At 69.4% G+C, this 20,122-nt stretch carries 21 protein-coding genes and 1 tRNA gene; 13 read left to right on the forward strand and 9 right to left on the reverse strand.

Annotated features, from left to right (window positions below; translation table 11 throughout):
- Window positions 1-4 precede the first annotated feature (4 nt).
- Window positions 5-382 carry a hypothetical protein gene (locus tag AMYBE_RS0135440; RefSeq protein WP_027928364.1) on the forward strand — a complete coding sequence of 126 codons (378 nt, stop codon included), beginning with the start codon at window positions 5-7 and terminating at the stop codon, window positions 380-382.
- A 79-nt stretch (window positions 383-461) separates the two neighbouring features.
- Here the strand turns inward: AMYBE_RS0135440 and AMYBE_RS0135445 are convergent, their stop codons facing one another.
- Window positions 462-1,619: an MFS transporter gene (locus AMYBE_RS0135445; RefSeq protein ID WP_051124830.1), complete on the reverse strand. Its 1,158-nt coding sequence runs from the start codon at window positions 1,617-1,619 to the stop codon at window positions 462-464.
- 689 nt (window positions 1,620-2,308) lie between these two features.
- On the opposite strand from AMYBE_RS0135445, the gene AMYBE_RS0135450 reads away from it, so the two are divergent.
- Window positions 2,309-2,878, forward strand: coding sequence for a hypothetical protein (locus AMYBE_RS0135450; protein ID WP_020664143.1), 570 nt, complete (start codon window positions 2,309-2,311; stop codon window positions 2,876-2,878).
- Between the two features lie 126 nt (window positions 2,879-3,004).
- Here AMYBE_RS0135450 and AMYBE_RS0135455 read toward each other — a convergent pair whose 3' ends face one another.
- Window positions 3,005-4,060 (reverse strand): alpha/beta hydrolase, encoded by a 1,056-nt coding sequence (locus AMYBE_RS0135455; RefSeq protein ID WP_020664144.1) that lies wholly within the window; start codon window positions 4,058-4,060, stop codon window positions 3,005-3,007.
- A 154-nt stretch (window positions 4,061-4,214) separates the two neighbouring features.
- On the opposite strand from AMYBE_RS0135455, the gene AMYBE_RS0135460 reads away from it, so the two are divergent.
- From AMYBE_RS0135460 to AMYBE_RS0135475, 4 genes are all read left to right on the forward strand, one after another.
- On the forward strand, window positions 4,215-4,763 hold the full coding sequence (locus tag AMYBE_RS0135460; RefSeq protein ID WP_027928365.1) for an NADPH-dependent FMN reductase: 549 nt from the start codon (window positions 4,215-4,217) through the stop codon (window positions 4,761-4,763).
- A 112-nt stretch (window positions 4,764-4,875) separates the two neighbouring features.
- Window positions 4,876-5,298 carry an organic hydroperoxide resistance protein gene (locus AMYBE_RS0135465; protein WP_020664146.1) on the forward strand — a complete coding sequence of 141 codons (423 nt, stop codon included), beginning with the start codon at window positions 4,876-4,878 and terminating at the stop codon, window positions 5,296-5,298.
- Between the two features lie 51 nt (window positions 5,299-5,349).
- Window positions 5,350-6,741: a glutamate decarboxylase gene (gene gad / locus AMYBE_RS0135470; RefSeq protein WP_020664147.1), complete on the forward strand. Its 1,392-nt coding sequence runs from the start codon at window positions 5,350-5,352 to the stop codon at window positions 6,739-6,741.
- A 31-nt stretch (window positions 6,742-6,772) separates the two neighbouring features.
- On the forward strand, window positions 6,773-7,399 hold the full coding sequence (locus tag AMYBE_RS0135475; protein WP_020664148.1) for a TIGR03085 family metal-binding protein: 627 nt from the start codon (window positions 6,773-6,775) through the stop codon (window positions 7,397-7,399).
- Window positions 7,400-7,488: 89 nt separating this feature from the next.
- Here the strand turns inward: AMYBE_RS0135475 and AMYBE_RS0135480 are convergent, their stop codons facing one another.
- Window positions 7,489-9,336: a S9 family peptidase gene (locus tag AMYBE_RS0135480; RefSeq protein WP_020664149.1), complete on the reverse strand. Its 1,848-nt coding sequence runs from the start codon at window positions 9,334-9,336 to the stop codon at window positions 7,489-7,491.
- A gap of 39 nt (window positions 9,337-9,375) precedes the next feature.
- On the opposite strand from AMYBE_RS0135480, the gene AMYBE_RS0135485 reads away from it, so the two are divergent.
- Window positions 9,376-10,119 carry a class I SAM-dependent methyltransferase gene (locus tag AMYBE_RS0135485; protein ID WP_020664150.1) on the forward strand — a complete coding sequence of 248 codons (744 nt, stop codon included), beginning with the start codon at window positions 9,376-9,378 and terminating at the stop codon, window positions 10,117-10,119.
- Between the two features lie 164 nt (window positions 10,120-10,283).
- Here AMYBE_RS0135485 and AMYBE_RS0135490 read toward each other — a convergent pair.
- Together AMYBE_RS0135490 and AMYBE_RS0135495 are read right to left on the reverse strand one after the other, a co-directional pair.
- Window positions 10,284-10,357 (reverse strand) — tRNA-Pro (locus AMYBE_RS0135490).
- A 29-nt stretch (window positions 10,358-10,386) separates the two neighbouring features.
- Window positions 10,387-11,367 carry a metallophosphoesterase gene (locus tag AMYBE_RS0135495; RefSeq protein ID WP_020664151.1) on the reverse strand — a complete coding sequence of 327 codons (981 nt, stop codon included), beginning with the start codon at window positions 11,365-11,367 and terminating at the stop codon, window positions 10,387-10,389.
- 223 nt (window positions 11,368-11,590) lie between these two features.
- Here AMYBE_RS0135495 and AMYBE_RS0135500 point away from each other — a divergent pair, with 223 nt between their 5' ends.
- Window positions 11,591-11,833 carry a hypothetical protein gene (locus tag AMYBE_RS0135500; RefSeq protein WP_020664152.1) on the forward strand — a complete coding sequence of 81 codons (243 nt, stop codon included), beginning with the start codon at window positions 11,591-11,593 and terminating at the stop codon, window positions 11,831-11,833.
- A gap of 353 nt (window positions 11,834-12,186) precedes the next feature.
- Here AMYBE_RS0135500 and AMYBE_RS0135505 read toward each other — a convergent pair whose 3' ends face one another.
- Window positions 12,187-14,334, reverse strand: coding sequence for a transglycosylase domain-containing protein (locus tag AMYBE_RS0135505; protein WP_020664153.1), 2,148 nt, complete (start codon window positions 14,332-14,334; stop codon window positions 12,187-12,189).
- Window positions 14,335-14,692: 358 nt separating this feature from the next.
- Between AMYBE_RS0135505 and AMYBE_RS0135510 the strand changes: the two genes are divergently transcribed.
- A complete protein-coding gene (locus AMYBE_RS0135510) occupies window positions 14,693-14,986 on the forward strand; it encodes a WhiB family transcriptional regulator (RefSeq protein WP_020664154.1) in 294 nt (97 codons plus the stop codon).
- 46 nt (window positions 14,987-15,032) lie between these two features.
- Here the strand turns inward: AMYBE_RS0135510 and bagB are convergent, their stop codons facing one another.
- From bagB to AMYBE_RS0135525, 3 genes are read right to left on the reverse strand one after another with little or no spacing between them, the layout of a single operon-like run.
- Window positions 15,033-16,148 (reverse strand): ATPase BagB, encoded by a 1,116-nt coding sequence (gene bagB / locus AMYBE_RS0135515; RefSeq protein ID WP_020664155.1) that lies wholly within the window; start codon window positions 16,146-16,148, stop codon window positions 15,033-15,035.
- Window positions 16,148-17,152: an ATPase BagA gene (gene bagA, locus AMYBE_RS0135520; protein ID WP_020664156.1), complete on the reverse strand. Its 1,005-nt coding sequence runs from the start codon at window positions 17,150-17,152 to the stop codon at window positions 16,148-16,150. Before bagA ends, bagB begins: the two co-directional genes overlap by 1 nt.
- Window positions 17,153-17,174: 22 nt before the next feature.
- Window positions 17,175-17,423: a hypothetical protein gene (locus AMYBE_RS0135525; protein ID WP_020664157.1), complete on the reverse strand. Its 249-nt coding sequence runs from the start codon at window positions 17,421-17,423 to the stop codon at window positions 17,175-17,177.
- 164 nt (window positions 17,424-17,587) lie between these two features.
- Here AMYBE_RS0135525 and sp36 point away from each other — a divergent pair, with 164 nt between their 5' ends.
- Genes sp36 through AMYBE_RS0135545 form a run of 4 tightly spaced genes read left to right on the forward strand, consistent with a single transcriptional unit; the run spans window position 17,588 to window position 20,073 of the window.
- Window positions 17,588-17,749 (forward strand): Sp36 family protein, encoded by a 162-nt coding sequence (gene sp36 / locus AMYBE_RS45270; RefSeq protein ID WP_020664158.1) that lies wholly within the window; start codon window positions 17,588-17,590, stop codon window positions 17,747-17,749.
- A 10-nt stretch (window positions 17,750-17,759) separates the two neighbouring features.
- Window positions 17,760-18,215 carry a RidA family protein gene (locus tag AMYBE_RS0135535; RefSeq protein ID WP_020664159.1) on the forward strand — a complete coding sequence of 152 codons (456 nt, stop codon included), beginning with the start codon at window positions 17,760-17,762 and terminating at the stop codon, window positions 18,213-18,215.
- Complete coding sequence (locus tag AMYBE_RS0135540; protein ID WP_020664160.1) at window positions 18,215-18,844, forward strand: hypothetical protein; 630 nt, start codon at window positions 18,215-18,217, stop codon at window positions 18,842-18,844. The genes AMYBE_RS0135535 and AMYBE_RS0135540 overlap by 1 nt, the downstream gene beginning before the upstream one ends.
- Before the next feature lie 38 nt (window positions 18,845-18,882).
- The gene (locus tag AMYBE_RS0135545) at window positions 18,883-20,073 is read left to right on the forward strand and encodes a hypothetical protein (RefSeq protein WP_020664161.1); all 1,191 of its coding nucleotides are present in this window, start codon (window positions 18,883-18,885) and stop codon (window positions 20,071-20,073) included.
- Window positions 20,074-20,122 lie beyond the last annotated feature (49 nt).

The following is a 20,122-nucleotide window of genomic DNA, read 5'->3' on the forward strand; positions in this document are numbered from 1 at the left end:
GATCATGAAAAGGTGGGGGACAGCCGCGGTGTTCGTCGCGGCGGGCGTACTGCTGACCGGATGCCAGGAAGTCGATTCGGCGGTCGGCAAAGCGGGCGAGGCGAAGGACAAGGCGTCTGCCTGCGTTGAGGCGCTGGGACTGTCGGACCTGAATCCGCTCGTGGACGCCGACAAGCTGAAAGCGCGCGCACACGACAAGGAACAACGCCTCCGGCAGCTGGCGACGGACGTCAAGGACGAGAACGTCAAGAACGCGCTGCTCGGAATGGCGGATTCGTATGTCCAGGTGCAGAAGGAACGCATCGAGGACGCCGGAGTGGTCGCGCGGTGGACGAAGCGGAACTTGGAGAAGCTGGACGCACTGAGGAAGGCGTGCACCTGACGGCCGCGGGTTGACGGAGCTGCCGTTTGGGCTGCGGGTTATGCGTGCGCCGGCCGCCCCCGCCTAACCCTGACCCACCTCACCGCCGGGCCCGAACCGCCGCGGCCAGTGCCGGGACCCGCGCCGAACTCCCTCTCAGCGACCACGCCAATCCCAGCCCCGCCAACGCGAGCCCGCCCAGCCCGGCGGCCGCGAAGCCCCATGCCGGGCTGGAGTGGTCGATGGCGAACCCGACCACCGGGCTGCCCGCCGCCAGCCCGATCCGGGTCGACGCGTCCTGCAGTCCCATCGCCTCGCCGCGCACCGCGGGCGGGGCCAGCGCGCTCACCGTCTCGGTGGTCGCCGCCAGCGTCGGCGCGCACAGCAGGTTCGTCGGGATCAACACCAGCATCAGCAGCCACCAGGGCTGCGTCGCCAGCCCGACCGGGATCACCAGCACCGCCAGCAGCAGCATCAGCACGCCCTGCGGCAGCGACTTCCGCACCGCTCCGTGCACGATCCCGCCGAGCATCGAGGCCGCGCACATCACCGCGATGACCAAACCGGTCCAGCCGATGTCGTCGTGCGCGCGCAGTGCCGCCAGTGTCGCGACCTCGGTGCCGACCAGGCAGAACAGCGTCCCGGCGGCGATCAGCAGGGTCGCCAGCAGCTTCCCGGTCAGCCACGACCGCAGCGGCGGACGGGTGGTTTTCGCGGGGGCGAGTTCGTCCTCGTTCCGGATCGGCGGGTTCAACGCGAAGATCAGCAGCGCGGTGGCTCCGAAGATGGTGCCGATCCCGGTCATCGTGAAGGTCGCCGACAGCTGCGAGATCGCCGCGATGCCGGCCGCCGGGCCGATCATGAACGAAGCTTCCACCAGGATCGTGTCCAGCGAGTACGCCGCCCGTCGCTGTCCGGCCGCTACCAGTGCGGTCAGGACCTGCCGGGCCAGCGAACCCGCGGGCACCGACAGCACGCCGGCCGGCAGCGCGCACACGACCAGCGCCCCGTAGGGCAGATGCGGTACCGCCGCCCAGAACGCGGTGGTCGAGATCCCGCACGCCGCGACCACCGGACGCAGGCCGTACCGGTCGATCATCCGGCCGATCACCGGCGCGCCCACCGCCATGCCCAGCGTGCTGGCCGCGCCGACGATGCCGGCCGCGCCGTAGCCGCGGCCGAGCCCGCTCACCACGTACAGGGTGAGCGTTACGCCGGTCATCGTCATCGGCAGGCGCGCGAAGAACATCAAGACCATCGAGGAGCGGACCCCGGGGACGGTCAGGACGCGGCGATACGGCTGAAAAGGCACGTACCCGATGAGAGCAAGAGTTGGTACGCGCGTGCAACTTCTTTTCGTCACACTCGGCCAGCGCCCAGCCCGCACCCGCCCCGTGTCCGGAGCGTGCGCCCCGGCCGGGTGCCGGGCAGGCGTTCGGGCAGGCGGAAAATGTGCTCGCGACCTGGGGGATAACTTCGACGGCGACGCTCAAAGCATTTCAGTCGAAGGCGCGGTGAACAATTTTTCACGTTCATGAGCCGAGCTGGTGATTCCCCCGATAGGGAGTAGGTATCCCCAGGAAAAAAGCGGATTCGGGCGGATCGGCCGACGGCGGTGCGTACGTGGGGGACACCCTCGGTCGGACCAGCGGTCTCGCCCGGCTCAACGGGGTGATGCGGTCAATCGATCACGAACTACACCTGTGTGGGTGAGCAATGCCGCCATTCGGGCACTGCGGCTACCATGAGTCAGATTCAGGTCTGCGGTCCGTGACCGTCGGAGCGATGCGCAAGCCATCCACGTTAATCAATTGCGGGCACATTCGGGTCCGTTGGATTCGGCACGTAAGGGTTAGAAAACCTCCCTATCTGGTGATCGGCTGGTGCTCGGCCGATACGGCGGGTATCGATTTATCCGTCAGGTCCCAGTGGCCAGGGAGGAAAAGAATGAAAAGCAAGATCGGGCGGATCATTGCTGTAGTAGCCGCCGGCAGTCTGCTGGCCGTCGGCACGTCGGGGATGGCCTCCGCTAGCCCCGCGGGCGGCAAGGGCTCTTCCGCAACCCAAGCCGTCGCCGCGCAGGTCCTGCAGATGCGCGACGATCTGACCAAGGTGGCCTACGCCGGCAACGTCGCGAAGACGCGCGCCGACCTCGACCGGCTCAGTCCGGTGCTCGCCGACCTCGCCGCGGGCAAGCGCTACCAGATCCAGTCCGAAACGCAGCAGCTCTCGTCGGCGGCGAAGGTCCGTGCGGACGAGTCCAACCGGCTGCTCGGCGACCCGACCGCGACGCCGCGCCAGCTCCCGCCGTTGCCGTTGCCGCCGATTCCGGACCTGCCCGGGCCGCTGAAGGTGGTAAGCGATCTGGTGAAGGCGTTGCTCGGCGCGATCACCGGCATTCTGGCCGGCCTGCTCGGATCGGTGCCGGTGCCACCGTTGCCGGTCCCGACCCCGCCGTTGCCGACCCCGCCGTTGCCGGTTCCGGCGCCGGCTCCGTTGCCGGTGCCCAAGCCTTGACCGGAGTGGAGCCCGGCTGAAAAGCCCGGAGCCTGGTGCGGATCGTCCGCACCAGGCTCCGTTCCATGTCCGGGCCAGAAAGGTCCATTCCAGCCGGCTGAGCCGCTCGCCATGCGGCTAGCGCGTTTACTCCTGCCGCTTGGCCAGCCCGAGCCGCAGCGCGCCCGCCATTTCCGCGATCGCCTCCCGGAAGCGCGTTCCGACCCCGGTGAAGTTGAGGAATCCGTGGATCAGGTCCTCCTGCCGGCTGACCGCCACCGGAACCCCCGCGGCGCGCAGTTTCTCGCCGTACGCCTCGCCTTCGTCGCGCAGCGGGTCGAATCCCGCGGTCACGATGTACGCCGGCGGGAGTCCACTGTGGTCGGACGCGACCAACGGCGACATCCGCGGATCGGCCTTGTCCGCGCCTTCGGGCAAGTAATGCCCCTCGAACCACACCATGGCCTCGTCGGTGAGGAAGAGGTCTTCGGCGAACAGGTCCCGCGACCGGCGCCGCGTCGTGAAGTCGACCGCCGGATAGATCAGCAGCTGGAACGCGGGCGCGGGGCCGCCGCGCCGGGTCGTTTCGAGCGCGACGACCGCGGCCAGGTTGCCGCCGGCGCTGTCGCCGCCGACGGCGATGCGGTCCGGGTCGGCACCGAGGTCGGCGGCTTTGGCGTGGGCGTAGTCGAACGCGGCGAGCGCGTCCTCGACCGGTCCGGGGAACGGGCTTTCCGGCGCGAGCCGGTACTCCACCGACAGCACGCGCACCCCGGCGTGCCTCGCGAGGAACCGGGCCGCGCTGTCGTGCGTGGCGCGGCTGCCGACCACCCAGCCGCCGCCGTGGAAGAACACCAGCAGGCCGGACGGTTCGGGCAGGCCGGCCGGTACATACAGGGTGGCGTCCAGGGTCGCGTCGCCGGACGGGATGGCGACATCGCGCGTCGCGACCGGCTCGATCCGCTTGCCGCCGACCAGGTGCTGGCCCAGCTCCAGCAGTGCGCGCGACTGCTCGACGGTCTCGTGGACGAGCGCCGCTCCGGAGAGTTTCTGCAGCCGCAGCAGCAGCTGCGCGTCGAGAGCGAGCTCCTGCCCGTCACGACGCAGCGGCGCGCCGGCTAGCAGCCTGCGCACCGGCCGCGGCAGCCAGAACACCAGCTGCGCGGCAGCGGCCTGGGCACGGACCTGGAGCGGAATCGCCATCGTTCCTCCTCGAACGCCGGATACGCTGAGGTTACTTGCGAGTAGGTACGTTAGTCCAGTTGGAGTGTGACTCAAGCCTCTGTCTCGGATCCTGGTCCTCCAGTTAGGTAGAGGGGTTAGCCTCGATCCTGTGAAGGCGGCTAAGACGGTCAAAATCCTCGGTATCGGCGGTTCCCTGCGAGAAGGCTCGCAGTCCGAGCGCGCGCTGCGCATCGCGCTCGCTGCCGCCGAGGAGCAAGGCGTCGTCACCGAGCTGATTCCCGGCCCGGAGCTGGTGCTGCCGTTCTACGACACCGCCAACACCGAACGCGACGAGCGGGCTGCGCGGCTCATCGAAGGCGTGCGGCGGGCAGACGGGCTGATCGTCGTCTCGCCGGGCTACCACGGCGGGCTCTCCGGCCTGGTCAAAAACGCCCTCGACTACATCGAGGATCTGCGCGAGGACGAGCGTCCCTACCTGCACGAACGCGCGGTCGGCCTGGCCGCGGTCGCCTACGGCTGGCAGGCCGCGGTCACCACGCTCGAACAGCTGCGCACGATCACGCACGCGTTGCGCGGCTGGGCGACGCCGCTGGGCGGTTCGATCAACTCCGCGGAGACCAAGTTCGACGAGACTGGCGGCGCCTCGGACGAGAAGAGCGTCCGGACGCTGCGGCTGATCGGCCAGCAGGTCGCCGAGCACGCACTGCTCCGGGTGCGCTGAGCCCCGATATTCCGCCGCGTGATCACCGCCATGTCCCGGCACCATTCCGGGGAAGCGCCATGTTGACCTTCCTGGGACGCTGACCAGCGTCCCCCGACTAGGAGGTACCGCCATGGCCGACCCGATCTACACCGCTGCCGCGACCGCACGAGGAGAAGGCCGCAACGGCGACGTGACTTCTTCGGACGGCGTGCTGGACGAATCGCTCGCGATCCCGAAGGAGATGGGCGGCCCCGGCGGTGACAAGACGAACCCGGAACAGCTGTTCGCCGCCGGCTACTCCGCCTGTTTTCTGAGCGCGCTGCAAGCCGTCGCGCGGCAGTCCAAGGTGACGCTGCCGGCCGCGACCGTGACCGGATCGGTCAGTGTTTACAAGCAGGAGGTCGGTTTCCAGCTGGGCGTGCGGCTCGACGTGACGCTGCCCGGCCTCGCGCAGGCCGACGCCGACCGGCTGGTCGAGCAGGCGCACCAGGTGTGCCCGTACTCCAACGCCACCCGCGGCAACATCGACGTGCAGATCGCCGCCACCGTCTGAGCCCGCGCGTTTCGGTGGTCCGGCCCCGGTGCCCGCAGTAGGTTCGCAGCCATGGTGCTGCACAAGGGGAAGCAAGACCGGGCAGATCGGAAGACCGGGACGAATCCGTTGTTCGCCGGAGACAATCCGGCGTTCGCCGCGGACTTCTCGATGCCGCGCGACCGGCTGCGCGACGATTCGCTGCCGCCGGACACCGCGCTGCAGCTGGTGCGCGACGAGCTGATGCTCGACGGCAACGCGCGGCTCAACCTCGCCACGTTCGTCACGACGTGGATGGAGCCGCAGGCGCGTGAGCTGATGGCGGAGTGCGTCGACAAGAACATGATCGACAAGGACGAGTACCCGCAGACCGCCGAACTCGAGCGGCGCTGCGTGAACATCCTCGCCGATCTGTGGCACGCGCCGGACCCGACCGACATCATGGGCTGCTCGACCACTGGGTCGTCGGAAGCCTGCATGCTCGCCGGGATGGCGATGAAGCGGCGCTGGTCGAAGCTGGGCAGGACCGGCAAACCGAACCTGGTGATGGGCATCAACGTCCAGGTGTGCTGGGAAAAGTTCTGCGAGTACTGGGAGGTCGAGCCGCGGCTGGTACCGATGGAGGGCGACCGGTACCACCTGTCCGCGGAGGAAGCGGTCAAGCTCTGCGACGAGAACACCATTGGCGTCGTCGCGATTCTCGGTTCGACCTTCGACGGCAGCTACGAGCCGGTCGCCGAGGTCGCGGCGGCGCTGGACGCACTGCAGGAGAAGACCGGCTGGGACATCCCGGTGCACGTCGACGGTGCTTCCGGCGCGATGATCGCCCCGTTCCTCGATGAGGACCTGGTCTGGGACTTCCGGCTGCCGCGCGTGGTGTCGATCAACACCTCCGGGCACAAGTACGGCCTGGTGTACCCGGGCGTCGGCTGGATCGTCTGGCGCGACAAGGACGCGCTGCCCGAGGAGCTGGTGTTCAACGTCAACTACCTGGGCGGCGACATGCCGACCTTCGCGCTGAACTTCTCCCGTCCGGGCTCGGAAGTCGCCGCGCAGTACTACACCTTCGTCCGGCTCGGCCGGGAAGGCTTCCGTGCGGTCCAACAAGCTTCGCGGGACGTCGCGATGTACCTGGCGGACCAGATCTCCAAGCTGGAGCCGTTCGAATTGCTCACCCGCGGCGACCAGTTGCCGGTGTTCGCGTTCACGACTCGCTCCGGCGTCACGGAATTCGACGTCTTCGACGTGTCCCGCCGCCTCCGCGAACGCGGCTGGCTGGTGCCCGCGTACACATTCCCGGACAACCGGACAGACCTCGCGGTGCTGCGCGTCGTCGTGCGCAACGGCTTCACCCACGACCTGGCCGACATGCTGCTCGCGGACCTGAAGCGCGTGCTGCCGGAGCTGCGCCGCCAGCCCGAGCCGCAGCATTCGCCGGAGGCCTCGACCGCCTTCCACCACTGACCGGGTTCTACTGACGGGTAATATGACGGGCATGGGCCTCGCCAAGGATGAACGCCACGCACTGAGCGACCTCTTCGAGGAGCTCGGCCCGGACGAGCCGACGTTGTGCGAAGGCTGGAAGACGCGGGACCTGGCCGCGCATCTGGTCGTGCGGGAGCATCGGCCGGACGCGATGCCGGGCATCGTGATTCCCGCGCTCGCCGGCTACACGCAGCGCGTGCAGGACGACGTCGCGGCCCGCTCCTGGCCAGAGCTGGTCGACCAGGTCCGCCGCGGGCCGTCGCGCTGGTGGCCGACGTCGCCCGGCAAGGTCGACGAGCTCGTGAACAGTGCGGAATTCCTGGTGCACCACGAGGATGTCCGCCGCGCTCAGCCGGGCTGGGAACCGCGGCCCGCCGACCCGTCTCGCGACGCGGCAGTGTGGCGGCTGATCCCGCGGATCGCCAAGCTGAACCTGCGGAAGTCGCCGGTCGGCGTGCTGCTGCGGACCCCTGGCGGCGAGACGGCGTCGGTGAAATCGGGTACGCCGGTGGTCACCGTGATCGGCGAACCGGTGGAGCTGCTGCTGTTCATTTTCGGCCGGGACGCGGTGCGGCTGGAGTTCGAGGGCGACGCCGCTGCGATCGAGCGGTTGAAGAACACTCCGCGCGGGCTCTGACCAGCGCAAGTCCGTGAAGGGCCCCTTGAGGGAAGTAGCTTCCCTCAAGGGGCCCTTCACGGACTACCGTCGAACGCGGCTCGGATCGATCAGCGCATTCCCACCGCCCGCAGGGCGAAGTACACCTCGATGGCGGTCTGCTTGATCGTCTCGGCGATCACCAGCGACCCGTGTCCCGCGTCGTAGCGGTAGAACTCGTGCGGGGCGTCGCGCTTGGCGAGGCGGGCCAGGTAGTTCTCGATCTGCCGGATCGGGCAGCGCGGGTCGTTGTCGCCGGCCAGGATCAGGACCGGGGCGGCGACGGCGTCCACGTAGGTGAGCGGCGAGCACTCCCGGTACACCGCCGGCACGTCCTCCGGTGCGCCGCCGAACAGGGCGCGGTCGAACGAGCGCAGCTGCTCCATCTCGTCCTCGTAGGCCGCCACGTAGTCGGCCACCGGCACGCCCGCGACTCCGGCCGCCCAGCGCGTCGGCTGGGTTCCCATTGCCAGCAGCGTCAGGTACCCGCCCCAGGACGCACCGTTCACCACGCACTTGTCCTTATCGGACAGTCCACTTTCGACGGCCCAGTCGTGGACCGCGGCGACGTCTTCCAGTTCGGTCAGGCCGGGGCGGCCCTCGATCGCGTCGCGCCAGGCCGAGCCGTAGCCGGTGGAACCGCGGTAGTTGACCTCGACCACCGCGAACCCGGCGTCCAGCCAGGTAGCTCGATAAGCCGAGAACCGGTCCTCGTCGGCCGCGTGCGGGCCGCCGTGCAGGGAGAAGACCGTGGGCAGTGGGCCGTCCGGGGCATCTGCCGGGCGGGAGACCAGCGCGTGGATCCGGCCGCCGACGCCCTCGACGAACGCGTCGGTCACCGGCGACGAACCCGGCGCGCGCTCACCCGGCGGGGCCAGCAGCACTGAATCGGTGCCGTCGGCGGTGCGGGCCCGGACCGCGGCCGGCTCGGCCGCACTGGACCACGAGTACTCGATGGTCCCGTCGGGCCGCACGCCCGCGCCGCCGATCCGGCCCGGCGGCGTGTCCACAGCAGACAGTTCGCTGGTCTCGAGGTCGTAGCGGTACAAAGAACTGCGTGCCTCGTGGAAGTGCACGACGAGCAGTGCGCGAGCGTCCGGGTACCAGTCGGCGACGACCTCGCCGGGCAGGTCGATCCGCAGTTCGGTCTCGGTGTCCGCTCGCACGTCCCAGACGAGCAGCTCCTCGCGGCCGCGGCGTTCGTGCAGGACGAGCACCCGCTGGTCGCCGGGCAGCGGCGAGAATTCCAGCGCTTGCAAGCCTTTCCCTGCGCCGTCCCACTTCTCCGCGACGGTTGTGAAGCCGTCGGTGGACAGCACGCGCAGCGCCGGGTGCCGGGAGTCGCCGTGCTCGGAGTGCGAGATGGCCAGCAGGCTTTCGTCGCGCGACATCGACGCGATGCCCGCGTCGTCCGAGTGCTGGTAGAAGCGCTCGGTGACACCGTTGATCTTGGCGAACAGCTCGCTGCCGTCATCGGTCGAGACGCCGGCGGCGATCACCCGGCTGCCGATCTCCAGCCCGGCCGGGTACCCGTCGTGGATGTCCGGCAGCGCCTTGACCGCGGCCGAGCTGTCGCCGTCGAACGGCTGGCTGCGCCAGGAACCGAACTCGTCGCCGTCGGTGTCGTCGAACCACCAGATGGCGGACCCGTCAGGCGCGGGGGTGGCGTGCAACGTGCCAGCGGGCCGGTCCGTGACGCGGCGGTGACTGTCGGTGCCGCGGTCCCAGGCGTAGACCTCCCACACGCCGCTGGCGTTGGAGACGTACACGTTGGCGTCCGGGTTGTCGCGGGCCCATTCGGGCACTGAGATCCGGGGCGCGTGAAACCGCGCTCGCCAGCGCTTTTCGGCTTCGGCGTCGTCGAACAGGCGGTCCGGGACCACCGCGGGCGGATTCTGGTTGCCTGACTGCGTGCTCACCCCTCGATCCTGCCACCAACCACCCGTACTCTGTGCGGGGTGCTGGAGGGTTATGCGCCGGGCTATGGCCAAGACGCGCTGTCGATGATGAGCAGTCGCAGTGCCGTTGACCGGGCCGCCTTCGCACATCCGCTGGTCGAGCCGGGTGCGTGCGTCGTGGACCTGGGGTGCGGGCCGGGTTCGATCACCGCCTCGCTGGCTCCGCTCGCGAAGGTGGTCGGCGTCGACATCCACCTGCCGGTACTGCCGGTCGGCTCCGCGGTGGACTTCGTCGCGGCGACCGCGTACGCCTTGCCGTTCGCCACCGGCTCGGTGGATGTGGTGTTCTCGCACGCGCTCTTCGAGCACTTGGCGAACCCCGGTGCCGCCTTGACGGAAATCCGCCGGATCCTCCGCCCCGGCGGCAAGCTCGCGCTGTCCACTTCGGACTGGAGCCGGGCGAAGATCCGTCCCCGCACCGCGAACGTCGACGCCGCCCTGCGCGGCCACTACCTGCTTCGCCGCCGTGCCGGAGGGGACCCGTTCGCCGGCCGGAACGTCGGCGCTTGGGTGGCTGCCGCCGGGTTCAGCGGCATCACCGAACGAACCCGCTTCCGCGAAGACCTGTCGTACCGTTCCTTGGCGCTCTACGTCGAGTCCCGCTTGGCGGAAGCACTTTCCGGCCCGCCTGCCAAAGACCACGACCAGCTGACGTCAGCTGCCCGGTCGGCGTGGTCTTGGACCCGCACCGCCGCGGTAGGCGATTTCCACCAATGCTGGCAAGAAGTAACCGCCACCCGCTAGCCCGCTCTCTCTCCCGCAACCAAGAACCAATGGCGACACACAACCGATGGGGGTCCAGGGGGCGAGCCCCCTGGCGGGGGCCTGGGGGTCCGACCCCCAGAGCAAAAACGAAGTAGGACCCGCACCTCCGCGCTTTCCGCGGACATACGGGCCCTACCTACCAGTCGGGGTGGCGGGATTCGAACCCACGACCTCCTCGACCCGAACGAGGCACGCTACCAAGCTGCGCCACACCCCGAGGTACTTCTTAGCGGGTCGAGGAGAAGTTTAGCGGATGGGTTTGGCGGCTTTGCGGGGGGCTGGCTTTTGGGGGTCGGCCGCTCCGGATCCGCGCGGGACCAGCGTCAACAGGCTTGCCTCGGGCGGGCAGGCGAAGCGGGCCGGGGCGTAGGGGGAGGTGCCTAGGCCGGCTGACACGTGCAGCCACATGCGGGCGCCCCAGCGGGATGCGCCTCGGGCTCGGCTTCGGTCCAGTTCGCAGTTGGTCACGATCGCGCCGTAGCCGGGGAGGCGGAGCTGGCCGCCGTGGGTGTGGCCGGCCAGGACCAGGTCGTAGCCGTCGGTGGCGAACGCGTCGAGCACTCGGGGCTCCGGCGAGTGGGTGACGCCGATGCGGACGGCCGCGCTCGCGTCGGCTGGCCCGGCGATGTCCGAGTAGCGGTCGCGGTGCAGGTGCGGGTCGTCGACACCGGCCGCGAACACGGCGCGACCGTCGACATCGACGGTGCGCCGGACGTGCGTGAGGTCGGTCCAGCCGTGCTCGACGAAGGCGGCTCGGAGGTCTCGCCAGGGCAGGTTGGAGCCGTGGACGCGCTTCTTCTTGCCGCGCGGCATGAGGTAGCGGGCGGGGTTCTTCGGCTTGGGCGCGTAGTAGTCGTTGCTGCCGAAAACGAACAGCCCCGGCCGGTCCAGCAGCGGCCCGAGCGCGCGCAGTACGGACGGGACCGCGGTGCGGTGCGAGAGGTTGTCGCCGGTGTTGACGACCAAGTCCGGCTCAAGCTCGGCCAGCGCGGCGACCCACCGCTGCTTGGCCTGGTGCCCGGGCAGCATGTGCAGGTCCGAGATGTGCAGGATGGTGAACGGCCGGGTCCCGGGCGCGAGAACGGGCAGTTCAGCGGTCCGCAACGTCCACCGGCGTCGTTCCAGCCCGACGGCGTAACCGAGGGTGGCTGCCCCGACGGCGACGGTCCCCAGAGCGAGGCGCTTCGCGGTGGTCCCGGACGTGCTGGAGTTACTGAGCGTGCTCACAAGATCGAGGATACGTGCTCGGCCGGAGGAGAGGAGGTCCGCCGGTTCGTTCAGTCGTGGAAGTTGACCTTCAGGCTCAACCCGGCGGATCGTGCCGGAAAGCCCGGTCGGCGTAGGACGCAGGTCTCAACGCCAGGCCCTCGACGGCACGTGCTGCTTGCCTTCAAACTGGACTAGACCAGAGTCGAGTCCTGCTCGGCTGGGCGGTAGCGGGGAGCTGGGTGTGGGATTTCTCTTCTTGCTCGCCGTGCTGGTGCTGCTGGCGGTACTGCCATGGCGTCGTGGTGCAAAACCTTGGGCGCTGGGCACAATTCTCGTCTTCTCGGCATCGCTCTTCCTCTACGGTCGCTGGTTCGCCGACGGCGCCGGTCAATGGCCGTTGCTCGCCTGGCCGATCATGCTTGGCCCCGGATGTCTGATCGCGATCGTGCGACTGTGGCGAGCGGAGCCGAAACGCCGGCCGTGAGCTAAGAGCTTGTCTCGGGTGGTGCCGGCCAAGCAGCCCGCTTGCCTGTCCGTGAAAGGCCCCTTGGGGGAATCAGATTCCGGCAATGGGCCCTTCACGGACAGCCGACCACATCGGCCGCCGAGGCTGCTCGGGCCGAGCTAGGCGGCGCGACCGCACTGCGTGCCGCACTCTAAGGATCGGGACCGGCGTTACGTTCTGGCGGTGTGGCTGAGCCCTGGATTGAGCGAAAGCCCCGGCCTGGGCAACGGCTGCCGGAAGGATTTTCTGACCTGCTGGCACCGGACGGGTAAAAACGGATCCAGGGTGCGCGAAGCCGATTCATAATCGACCCCGCGCACCCTGAAGTTTTTTCAGTTGGTGTACGCCGGATCCTCCGGCGGCAACGGCACAACCGGTTGACCGTCCATGATGTTCTTCATCGCGCCGAACCAGGTCTGCGCCGGTGTCTTCCCGCCGAACATGTTGCCGGTTCCGCAGGTGGACACATCGCCCACGCCGCCGTAGCAGAGCCCGCCGCTGCCGCCCTCGGGACGGAAGACCATGGCCGCGCCGGCCATCTGCGGCGTACCGGCCACGAACGTCGCTGAGCCGTTGTTCTGCGTGGTTCCGGTCTTGCCGACCAACGGGCGGTCCCAGCCGACCGCGCTCGCTGCGGCGGCGGACGTGCCACCCGGCTGGTCGTCCTTGCTCATCCCCACCGCCAACGTGTTCGCCAAACCCTCCGGCACGACCTGCTCGCACGCCGCTTCCTTGACCGGAACCGTTTTCCCGTCCCGGTCGGTCACCGAGATCAGCGGGGTCGGCGGGCACCATTTTCCGCCGCTCAAAATGGTTGCGGCGACGTTCGCCATTTCCAGGCCGCTGGTCGGGCTGAAGCCGAGGGTGAACGCACCGGTGCCCGGGTAATTGCCCTTGGGGCCGTATGCCTGCGCCTGGCTTTCTCGTTTGGCCGGGTCGTTCGACTTCGGGTCGACCTTGCCGCCGCCGGTGGTGCTCGCCATGGTTTCGCGCATGCCCAGCTTGATCGCCATGTCGATGCCAGGTCCGGTGCTGCCGATCTTGTCCTCCAGCGCCACGAACGCGGTGTTCGGCGAGGTCGCCAAGGCGTTCTGCAGCGAGGTCGAATCACCGTAATGACCGGCGTTCCCGACGCAGTACCAGTGCGTATTCGGTGCCCCGGTCGACGGACAGTGCGGCTGGCTGCCGGTGAACACATGCGACGTATAACTGTCGCCGACTGGAATGGTGCTGTAAATCCCCGCGATATGCTGATTCAGCACCGCCGCGGTAGTGAAGATCTTGTAGCTCGATCCCGCGCCGCCGGTGTTGAAGACGCCGGAAGGGAGCGCGTACGTCGTCTGTCCTTGATCCGCGTCGATGCCGTAATCCCGGTTCGCGGCCAATGCCACCACTTCGTGCCGGTCCTTCCCTGGCCGGACCAGTGACAGCGTGTTCGCCACGTTCTTCTGGGTTTTGCTGACCTGCGTTTCCGCCGAGACCTTCGCCTCGTGGTTGGCCTTTTCGTCCAGCGTGGTCTTGATCGTGTACCCGCCGGTGTACAGCTGGTCCTTCGACATCCCGGACTTGAGCAAATAGTCCTCGACGTACTGGCAGAAGAACCCGTTCTCCGGACCCGCGCCGATGCAGTTCGCGGCCGGTTTCGCGGGCGCGTCCGGCACGACGCCGAGCGGCTGCGCCTTGAACGCGTCCGCGTCCGCCTTCGCCAGCTTCTGGTTCGACACCATCCGGTCGAGCACCAGGTTGCGCCGCTTGGTCGCCTTGTCCGGGTGGTTCCACGGATCGAACACGATCGGGTTGTTCACGATGCCCGCGAGCAGTGCGGCCTGCGGGACGGTCAGCTTCTCCGGCGTCGTGTTGAAGTACGCGTGCGCGGCGGCTCCGACGCCGTAGATCTTCCGGGAGAACTCGACGATGTTCAGGTAGCCGGCGAGGATCTGGTCCTTCGACAGCTTCGTCTCCAGGTTGATCGCGATCCGGGCTTCCTTCAGCTTCCGCGACAGCGACTGCTCCTGCGCCTTGGCCTGCCCGTTCTTGTCGTTCCGATAGACGACGTTGATCAGGTAGTTCTTCACGTACTGCTGCGTGATCGTCGAGGCGCCCTGCGTGTCGCCGCCGGCGGTGTTGGAGACGGCGGCGCGCAGCGTCCGGCCCCAGTTCACCCCGTGGTGCTCGTAGAACGCCTTGTCCTCGGCCGACAGCAGCGCCCACTTCAGCGCCGGGTTGACCTGGTCCGGGCGCAGCGGGACGCGGTACTGGTCGTACAGCGTGGCGATCGGCTTGCCGCCGGAGTCGGTGATGGTCGTCACGAGCGGCGGCGGGATGTCGGCGAGGTCCGAGGACGTCTGGTCGACCGTCTCGCTCGCCTGGTTGGACACCACCCCCGCCGCGCCCACTACCGGGAACAGGATGCCGGCGACCAGCACTCCGGCCAGCAGGCACAGTCCGAGCAGTTTGAAAAGACCATCCGTTTTGCGCACGGACGCCAGGGTACTGAAAGGCCGTGTCGCCTTCGTGACCTCACGGCTCCGGCCGGTCGCGATACGGCCGTCCGGGGGTTGTGCGGGTCACAAACCGGACCCCGTGTGGCCGTCTCAGGTCACGGAATGCATGCTAGGTCTCGACGGAGGGAACCGAGGGGCCCTACAGTCCGTCAACGTCTCACGTAGACGCCGGCAGACGGAGCAGACCAGGTGGGAGCCTGGCTGGTCCGGAAGGCGGCAGCGGCACCGGGGAGGTGCCGTCACCGACGTGCGACGCAGTGGGTAACGCTCGCGGGGGTGGGAGCGGGAGCTTCGCCTTCGCTGGTGCCATACACCAGATGAGGGAGCTGGGGGTATGCAAACCAATCAGGTTGGCTGGCGGGTTGACGCTTCGTGCCGGGACGCTGATCCCGACGGATTGTTCGTGCGAGGCGCCGAGCAGAACCGGGCGAAAGCCGTGTGCATGGGGTGCCCGGTCCGCACCGAGTGCCTCGCCGAGGCACTCGACGGCCGGATTAATTTCGGGGTCTGGGGCGGGATGACGGAGCGGGAGCGGCGTGCGCTGCTGCGCCGCCGTCCGGACGTGACCAGCTGGACCGACCTGCTCGAAGCGGCCAAGCGCGACGCGCTCGCCGCCGCGGCAGGCTGACACCTGCTCGGGAGTGGCTGCGCCGTTCGGAACCGGCGCAGCCCACTCACGAGTTCAGCTTCACGCCGATGTCGCGCAGGCCGTCCAGGTCGTGCACGTCGCCGGCGAGTGCGGGCACCCGCACCAGCGGCACCTCCGGATGTGCCCGGGTGAACCGCGCGAGCAGCCGGTTCTCGCGTTCGGCCAGCTCCACCCGGTCGGCGTGCAGCCGCAGCACGGCCTCGGCGAGCGGTGCGTTCTGCACCGACTCGGCGGCGGCCAGCGCTTCGGTCGCGGACAACGGCGCGAGCACCGGGTGCGTCCGGTTGGCGACCAGGCCGGCCAGCGGCATCGATTCGCCGGCCAGCCGCTCCACGAAGTAGGACGCCTCGCGCAGCGCGTCCGGCTCCGGCGCGGCCACCACCAGGAACGACGTGCCCGACGAGCGCAGCAGCTCGGCGGTCTCGCGCGCCCGTTCGCGGAAGCCGCCGAACATGCTGTCGAACGCCTGCATGAACGCCGACGCGTCGGCGAGCAGCTGGCCTCCGATGATCGTCGACACCGCCTTCGCGAACATCGAGAACCCGGCGCTGACCACCTTGCGCAGGCCCCAGCCGCCGGCCTTCGCCGGACCGGTGAGCAGCCGGATCATCCGGCCGTCGAGCGCGGTGGACAGCCGGGTCGGCGCGTCCAGGAAGTCGAGCGCGGACCGGCTCGGCGGCGTGTCGACGATGATCAGATCCCACTCGCCGGTGGCCGCGAGCTGGCCCAGCTTCTCCATCGCCATGTACTCCTGCGTTCCGGAGAACGAGGTGGAAATGGTCTGGTAGAAGGGGTTCTGCAACAGCTGCTCGGCCCGTTCCGGCCCGGCGTGCACGCGCACCATGTCGTCGAAGGTGCGCCGCATGTCCAGCATCATCGCCCAGAGCTCACCCTTGGGTTCGAAGCCTTCGACCTGCACCTGCTTCGGCTGGTTGCCGAGTTCGCGCAGCCCGAGCGCCTGCGCGAGACGACGCGCCGGGTCGATGGTGAGCACCACGGTCTGGCGGCCGCGTTCGGCGGCCCGCAGCGCGAGCGCCGCCGCGGTAGTGGTCTTGCCCACTCCGCCGGAGCCGCAGCACACGATCACGCGGCTGGCCGGGTCGTCGAGGAGGGCGTCCACGTCGAGCTCGTCGGCGGGCATCACCGCACCCCCTGTTCCTGCAGAGTTTCGGCGAGTTCGTAGAGCGCGGCGACATCGACGCCGTCGGTCAGGTCGGGCAGCTCCAGCGTCGGCAGATCGGCCTCGGCGAGCTGTTCTCGGGCGCGTTGCTCGGCGGCGACTCGTACGGCGTGCTCCACGGTCTCCTCGACCAGCGCGTCCAGCGTCGTGTCCGGCAGGTTCAGCCCGGCCGACGCGAGCCCGGACCGGACGCGCTCGGCATCCACCCGGCCATCCGCGGCCGCGGTCACCGAGCGGGCGGGCAGCCGCGGCGGGCGGACCCGGTTGACCAGCACCGCGCCCGGTCGCAGATCCGCGCCGTCCAGTTCGGCCACCGCTTCGACGGCCTCGCGCACCGGCATCTCTTCCAGCAGCGTGGTCAGGTGCACCGCGGTCTCGCCGGAGTGCAGCAGCCGCACGACGCCGTCGGCCTGGCCGCGGATCGGGCCGGTCTTGGCGAGGTCGGTCAGCGCCTTGGTGACGTCGAGGAACTTGACCACCCGGCCGGTCGGCGGCGCGTCGACCACGACCGCGTCGTAGGTGTGCCTGCCGTCGGACTCGGTGCGCCCGACACACTCCTTGATCTTTCCGGTGAGCAGCACGTCGCGCAGGCCCGGCGCGAGCGTGGTGGCGAACTCGATCGCCCCCATCCGGCGCAGCGTCCGGCCGGCGAAACCGAGGTTGTAGAACATCTCGAAGTATTCGAGCAGGGCCGCTTCGACGTCGATGTGCAGCGCGCGCAGTTCGCCGCCACCGGGGACGGCCGCGATCCGCTGCTCCGCATACGGCAGCGGTTCGGTGTCGAAGAGCTGGGCGATGCCCTGGCGTCCTTCGACCTCGATCAGCAGCACCCGGCGGCCGTGGTGGGCGAGCGCGAGACCCAGCGCCGCGGCGAGCGTGGTCTTGCCGGTGCCGCCCTTGCCGGTGACGAAATGCAGCCGGGCCCTGCTGAGCTCGTCGGTCCAGCCGGCGGGGGGTGTGGTCACGACGTCAAGATTAAACCGGGATTCAGCTGGCCAGCATCATGACGCTGACCGCAGCGGCGACCGCCGCGACGACGATCCAGGTCACCACGCCGGGCAACACGGTCAGCGTGAGCACGGCCACCACGGCGAGCACGGTGAGGGTGACCGCGCCGGAGACCGCCACCTGGCCGGAACTGTTGACCCGGTCCCGGGTCTTGGCCATCACCACCAGCACGAGCGGCAGCCCGGCCGCGGCGAGCAGCCCGGTCGCGATGATCCGCCAGGTCTCCACGCGTCCACGCTAGCGATCCGGACCGGCGTTTTCCTCGTGTTCTTCCCGCACCCGACGATCGGGTGTGAACTGACCCACATCGGCCCCTGGTGACCAGGTGCGGGAACCGGCTTCCGCAGCGGGGGTCCGCGCCGCCCTTGCCTGCTTGGCTACGCTCCCGGGTCATGAGCGCGACCAAATGGGAGTACGCCACCGTCCCGCTGCTGATCCACGCGACCAAGCAGATCCTCGACCAGTGGGGCGAGGACGGCTGGGAGCTGGTGACGGTGCTGCCCAACCCGAGCGGCGAACAGCACGTCGCGTATCTGAAGCGGCCGAAGAGCTGAGGGGGCGGCGTTGACCTGGAGCGACCGGCTCGCTGAGCTCGGCATCGAACTGCCCGGAGTCGCCGCACCGCTGGCCGCGTACGTGCCGGCCGTGCGCTCGGGCTCGCACGTCTACACCTCCGGACAGCTGCCGTTCGTCGACGGCGCGCTTGCCGCGACCGGCAAGGTCGGCGCGGAGATCAGCCCGGAGGAAGCGAAAAGCTACGCCCGCACGGCGACGTTGAACGCGCTCGCCGCGGTGCACGCGCTGGTCGGCATCGACTCCGTTGTCCGCATTGTCAAGGTCGTCGGTTTCGTCGCGTCCGCGGAGGGCTTCACCGGCCAGCCCGCGGTCGTGAACGGGGCGTCCGAGCTGCTCGGCGAGATCTTCGGCGACGCCGGAGTGCACGCGCGGTCCGCGGTCGGCGTCGCCGAGCTGCCCATCGCGTCGCCGGTGGAAGTCGAACTGATCGTGGAGGTGGAGTGATGGACCCCGACATCGAACAGTCCCTGCACGAACTGCTCCTGCGGCTGGCCGGCCGAACCCCGGACCAGCTGCTGTGGCGATTCCGCGACTGGCTCGGCGAAGGCGCGATGGGGACGCTCGCGCGGACCCTGCCCAGGTCTTTGCTCAAGCACAGGATCGATCTGGACCAGGCGGAGTACCGCCTGCTCGTGGCCGGTCTGATCCCGCACGGTGCCGACTGGCACCAGGTGAGTTCCACCCTAGGGGTAGACGACGTCACCGAGACCCGGTACACATTCACGCAGAGTGCGCCCGAATGGGTGAACTCCGTCGACTCTGTGTCCGTCCTGCTCCACGCGACGTTGCGTGGACGCGCGGACGTGGGGGAAGTACGGCAGAGCTGGCGGCGCCTCGGCGCCTCCGGCGGGGGCGGGGCGAAGCGGGTCCTGCTGGTGACGGCGACTGCGGGACAGCCCCGGCTCACCGGTGAACTGCAGCGAGTGCTGCGGGTACTGGGAGACGAGGAGCCCAGCGTCGAGGTCATCCCGCCGCGCTTCGACCTTCCCGGGTACCACCGGGCCGCGCTCGCCGAATCCGAGCTGGTCTGCGTAGGCGCCGCGGGCGCCGGTCATCGACTTGTCGCCGCGTAACGCTCGTTGCCGCCAGGCGAGCTGGGAGGAGCAGAGCAATGGTGGAGGTTCACGACGGCCCGATGGACGGGTTCTCGGTGCCCCTGCGTCTGCATAACTTGTTGCTGGCCTTGGCGGGCCGCATCGACGACAGCGCCCTGACCGAAGCGCGCGAGCTGATCGCCCGCGCTCACATCGACGAGGCGGTGGAACTCACCACCGGCACGCTGATCGCGGGCCGGATCCCGGTGAGCGAGTCCGAGCAGCGTGAACTCGCGCTGGTGCTCGAGATGAGCCGTTCGGACGCCACCCTCGCCAACGACCTGCTGGTCGAGGACCACGAGCCGATGCACACGCACCGGTTCACCGGCGACAACCAGCCCGAGTTCGGCCTTGCCGAAGCGCTCGACCGCACCCTGCAGGTGCTGCCCGACGTGCGTTCGGTGCACGCCGTGTGGCGCAACACGCCGGCCGGCAGCGTGCCGGGCGCGCTGCCGCAGCGAGTGGTGCTGGTCGAGCTGGGTCCCGAGGGCAACCCGCCCGCGGTGGCCTTCCGCGTCGATACCGCGCTGCGCCGGGCGGGCATCCGCTCGGTCGTCGAGGTGAGCGGCCCGGGGATCCCGCAGTCGGACTACCACCAGGCCGCGGGCGCGGTGGCGACGCCGGTGTGGGTCACCGGCAGCACGCACTCGGCTCCCGACTACCGGCCCGAACCGGCCCCGCAGCGCGCTCCGGAACCGGCCCCAGCCCCGGAGCCGGTGCCGGAGCCGGTCGCGGAAGCGCCGAGCCGTCACGGGTACCGGCAGCCCGAGCCAGAGCCGGTGGCCGCGGAGCCGGTGATGCCGGCCGCGCCGGTGGTGCCGATCGTGCAGTCCGCTCCGGCACCGCCGGTCGCTGCGTCGGAGCCGGTCGTCCCGGAGGTCTCCTCCCCGGAGCGGCCGCGGACGGCTGGATCGGAGACTCGCGCCGAACGGACGTCGGACCTGACGCCGGCGGAGGTGGCGCAGTTGCGTCGCGCGCTGGCGGAGGACCCGGAAAAGGGGCGCGAGATCGCCGCGGGCAAGCCGAGCATGCACGAGGTGGTCGAGCTGCCGGCGCTGGACCTGGACGATCCGGCCCTGTCCGAGCGGGACCGGGCGCTGCTGCGGGAACTGCATGAGGAGCTGGCCGAGCGGGAACGCGCGGAGGCGGCCCGGTTGCGGTTGAACGGGGCGTCTCGGTCTGGCGGGGATTCGCCCTGGTCTGGCTGAGGTTGGGTTTGGGAAGCGGCGTGCTTGGGGAGACCCGGGGGCGCCGCTT

Origin of the sequence: Amycolatopsis benzoatilytica AK 16/65, assembly GCF_000383915.1 — a bacterium.
Classification (GTDB): domain Bacteria; phylum Actinomycetota; class Actinomycetes; order Mycobacteriales; family Pseudonocardiaceae; genus Amycolatopsis; species Amycolatopsis benzoatilytica.

Bases quoted from the DNA above. Each gene is read 5' to 3' on its own strand.
- AMYBE_RS0135440 (WP_027928364.1), top strand. From the start codon at position 5: ATGAAAAGGTGGGGGACAGCCGCGGTGTTCGTCGCGGCGGGCGTACTG.
- AMYBE_RS0135445 (WP_051124830.1), bottom strand. From the start codon at position 1,619: ATGGTCTTGATGTTCTTCGCGCGCCTGCCGATGACGATGACCGGCGTA.
- AMYBE_RS0135450 (WP_020664143.1), top strand. From the start codon at position 2,309: ATGAAAAGCAAGATCGGGCGGATCATTGCTGTAGTAGCCGCCGGCAGT.
- AMYBE_RS0135455 (WP_020664144.1), bottom strand. From the start codon at position 4,060: ATGGCGATTCCGCTCCAGGTCCGTGCCCAGGCCGCTGCCGCGCAGCTG.
- AMYBE_RS0135465 (WP_020664146.1), top strand. From the start codon at position 4,876: ATGGCCGACCCGATCTACACCGCTGCCGCGACCGCACGAGGAGAAGGC.
- gad (WP_020664147.1), top strand. From the start codon at position 5,350: ATGGTGCTGCACAAGGGGAAGCAAGACCGGGCAGATCGGAAGACCGGG.
- AMYBE_RS0135475 (WP_020664148.1), top strand. From the start codon at position 6,773: ATGGGCCTCGCCAAGGATGAACGCCACGCACTGAGCGACCTCTTCGAG.
- AMYBE_RS0135510 (WP_020664154.1), top strand. From the start codon at position 14,693: ATGCAAACCAATCAGGTTGGCTGGCGGGTTGACGCTTCGTGCCGGGAC.
- bagB (WP_020664155.1), bottom strand. From the start codon at position 16,148: ATGCCCGCCGACGAGCTCGACGTGGACGCCCTCCTCGACGACCCGGCC.
- sp36 (WP_020664158.1), top strand. From the start codon at position 17,588: ATGAGCGCGACCAAATGGGAGTACGCCACCGTCCCGCTGCTGATCCAC.
- AMYBE_RS0135540 (WP_020664160.1), top strand. From the start codon at position 18,215: ATGGACCCCGACATCGAACAGTCCCTGCACGAACTGCTCCTGCGGCTG.
- AMYBE_RS0135545 (WP_020664161.1), top strand. From the start codon at position 18,883: ATGGTGGAGGTTCACGACGGCCCGATGGACGGGTTCTCGGTGCCCCTG.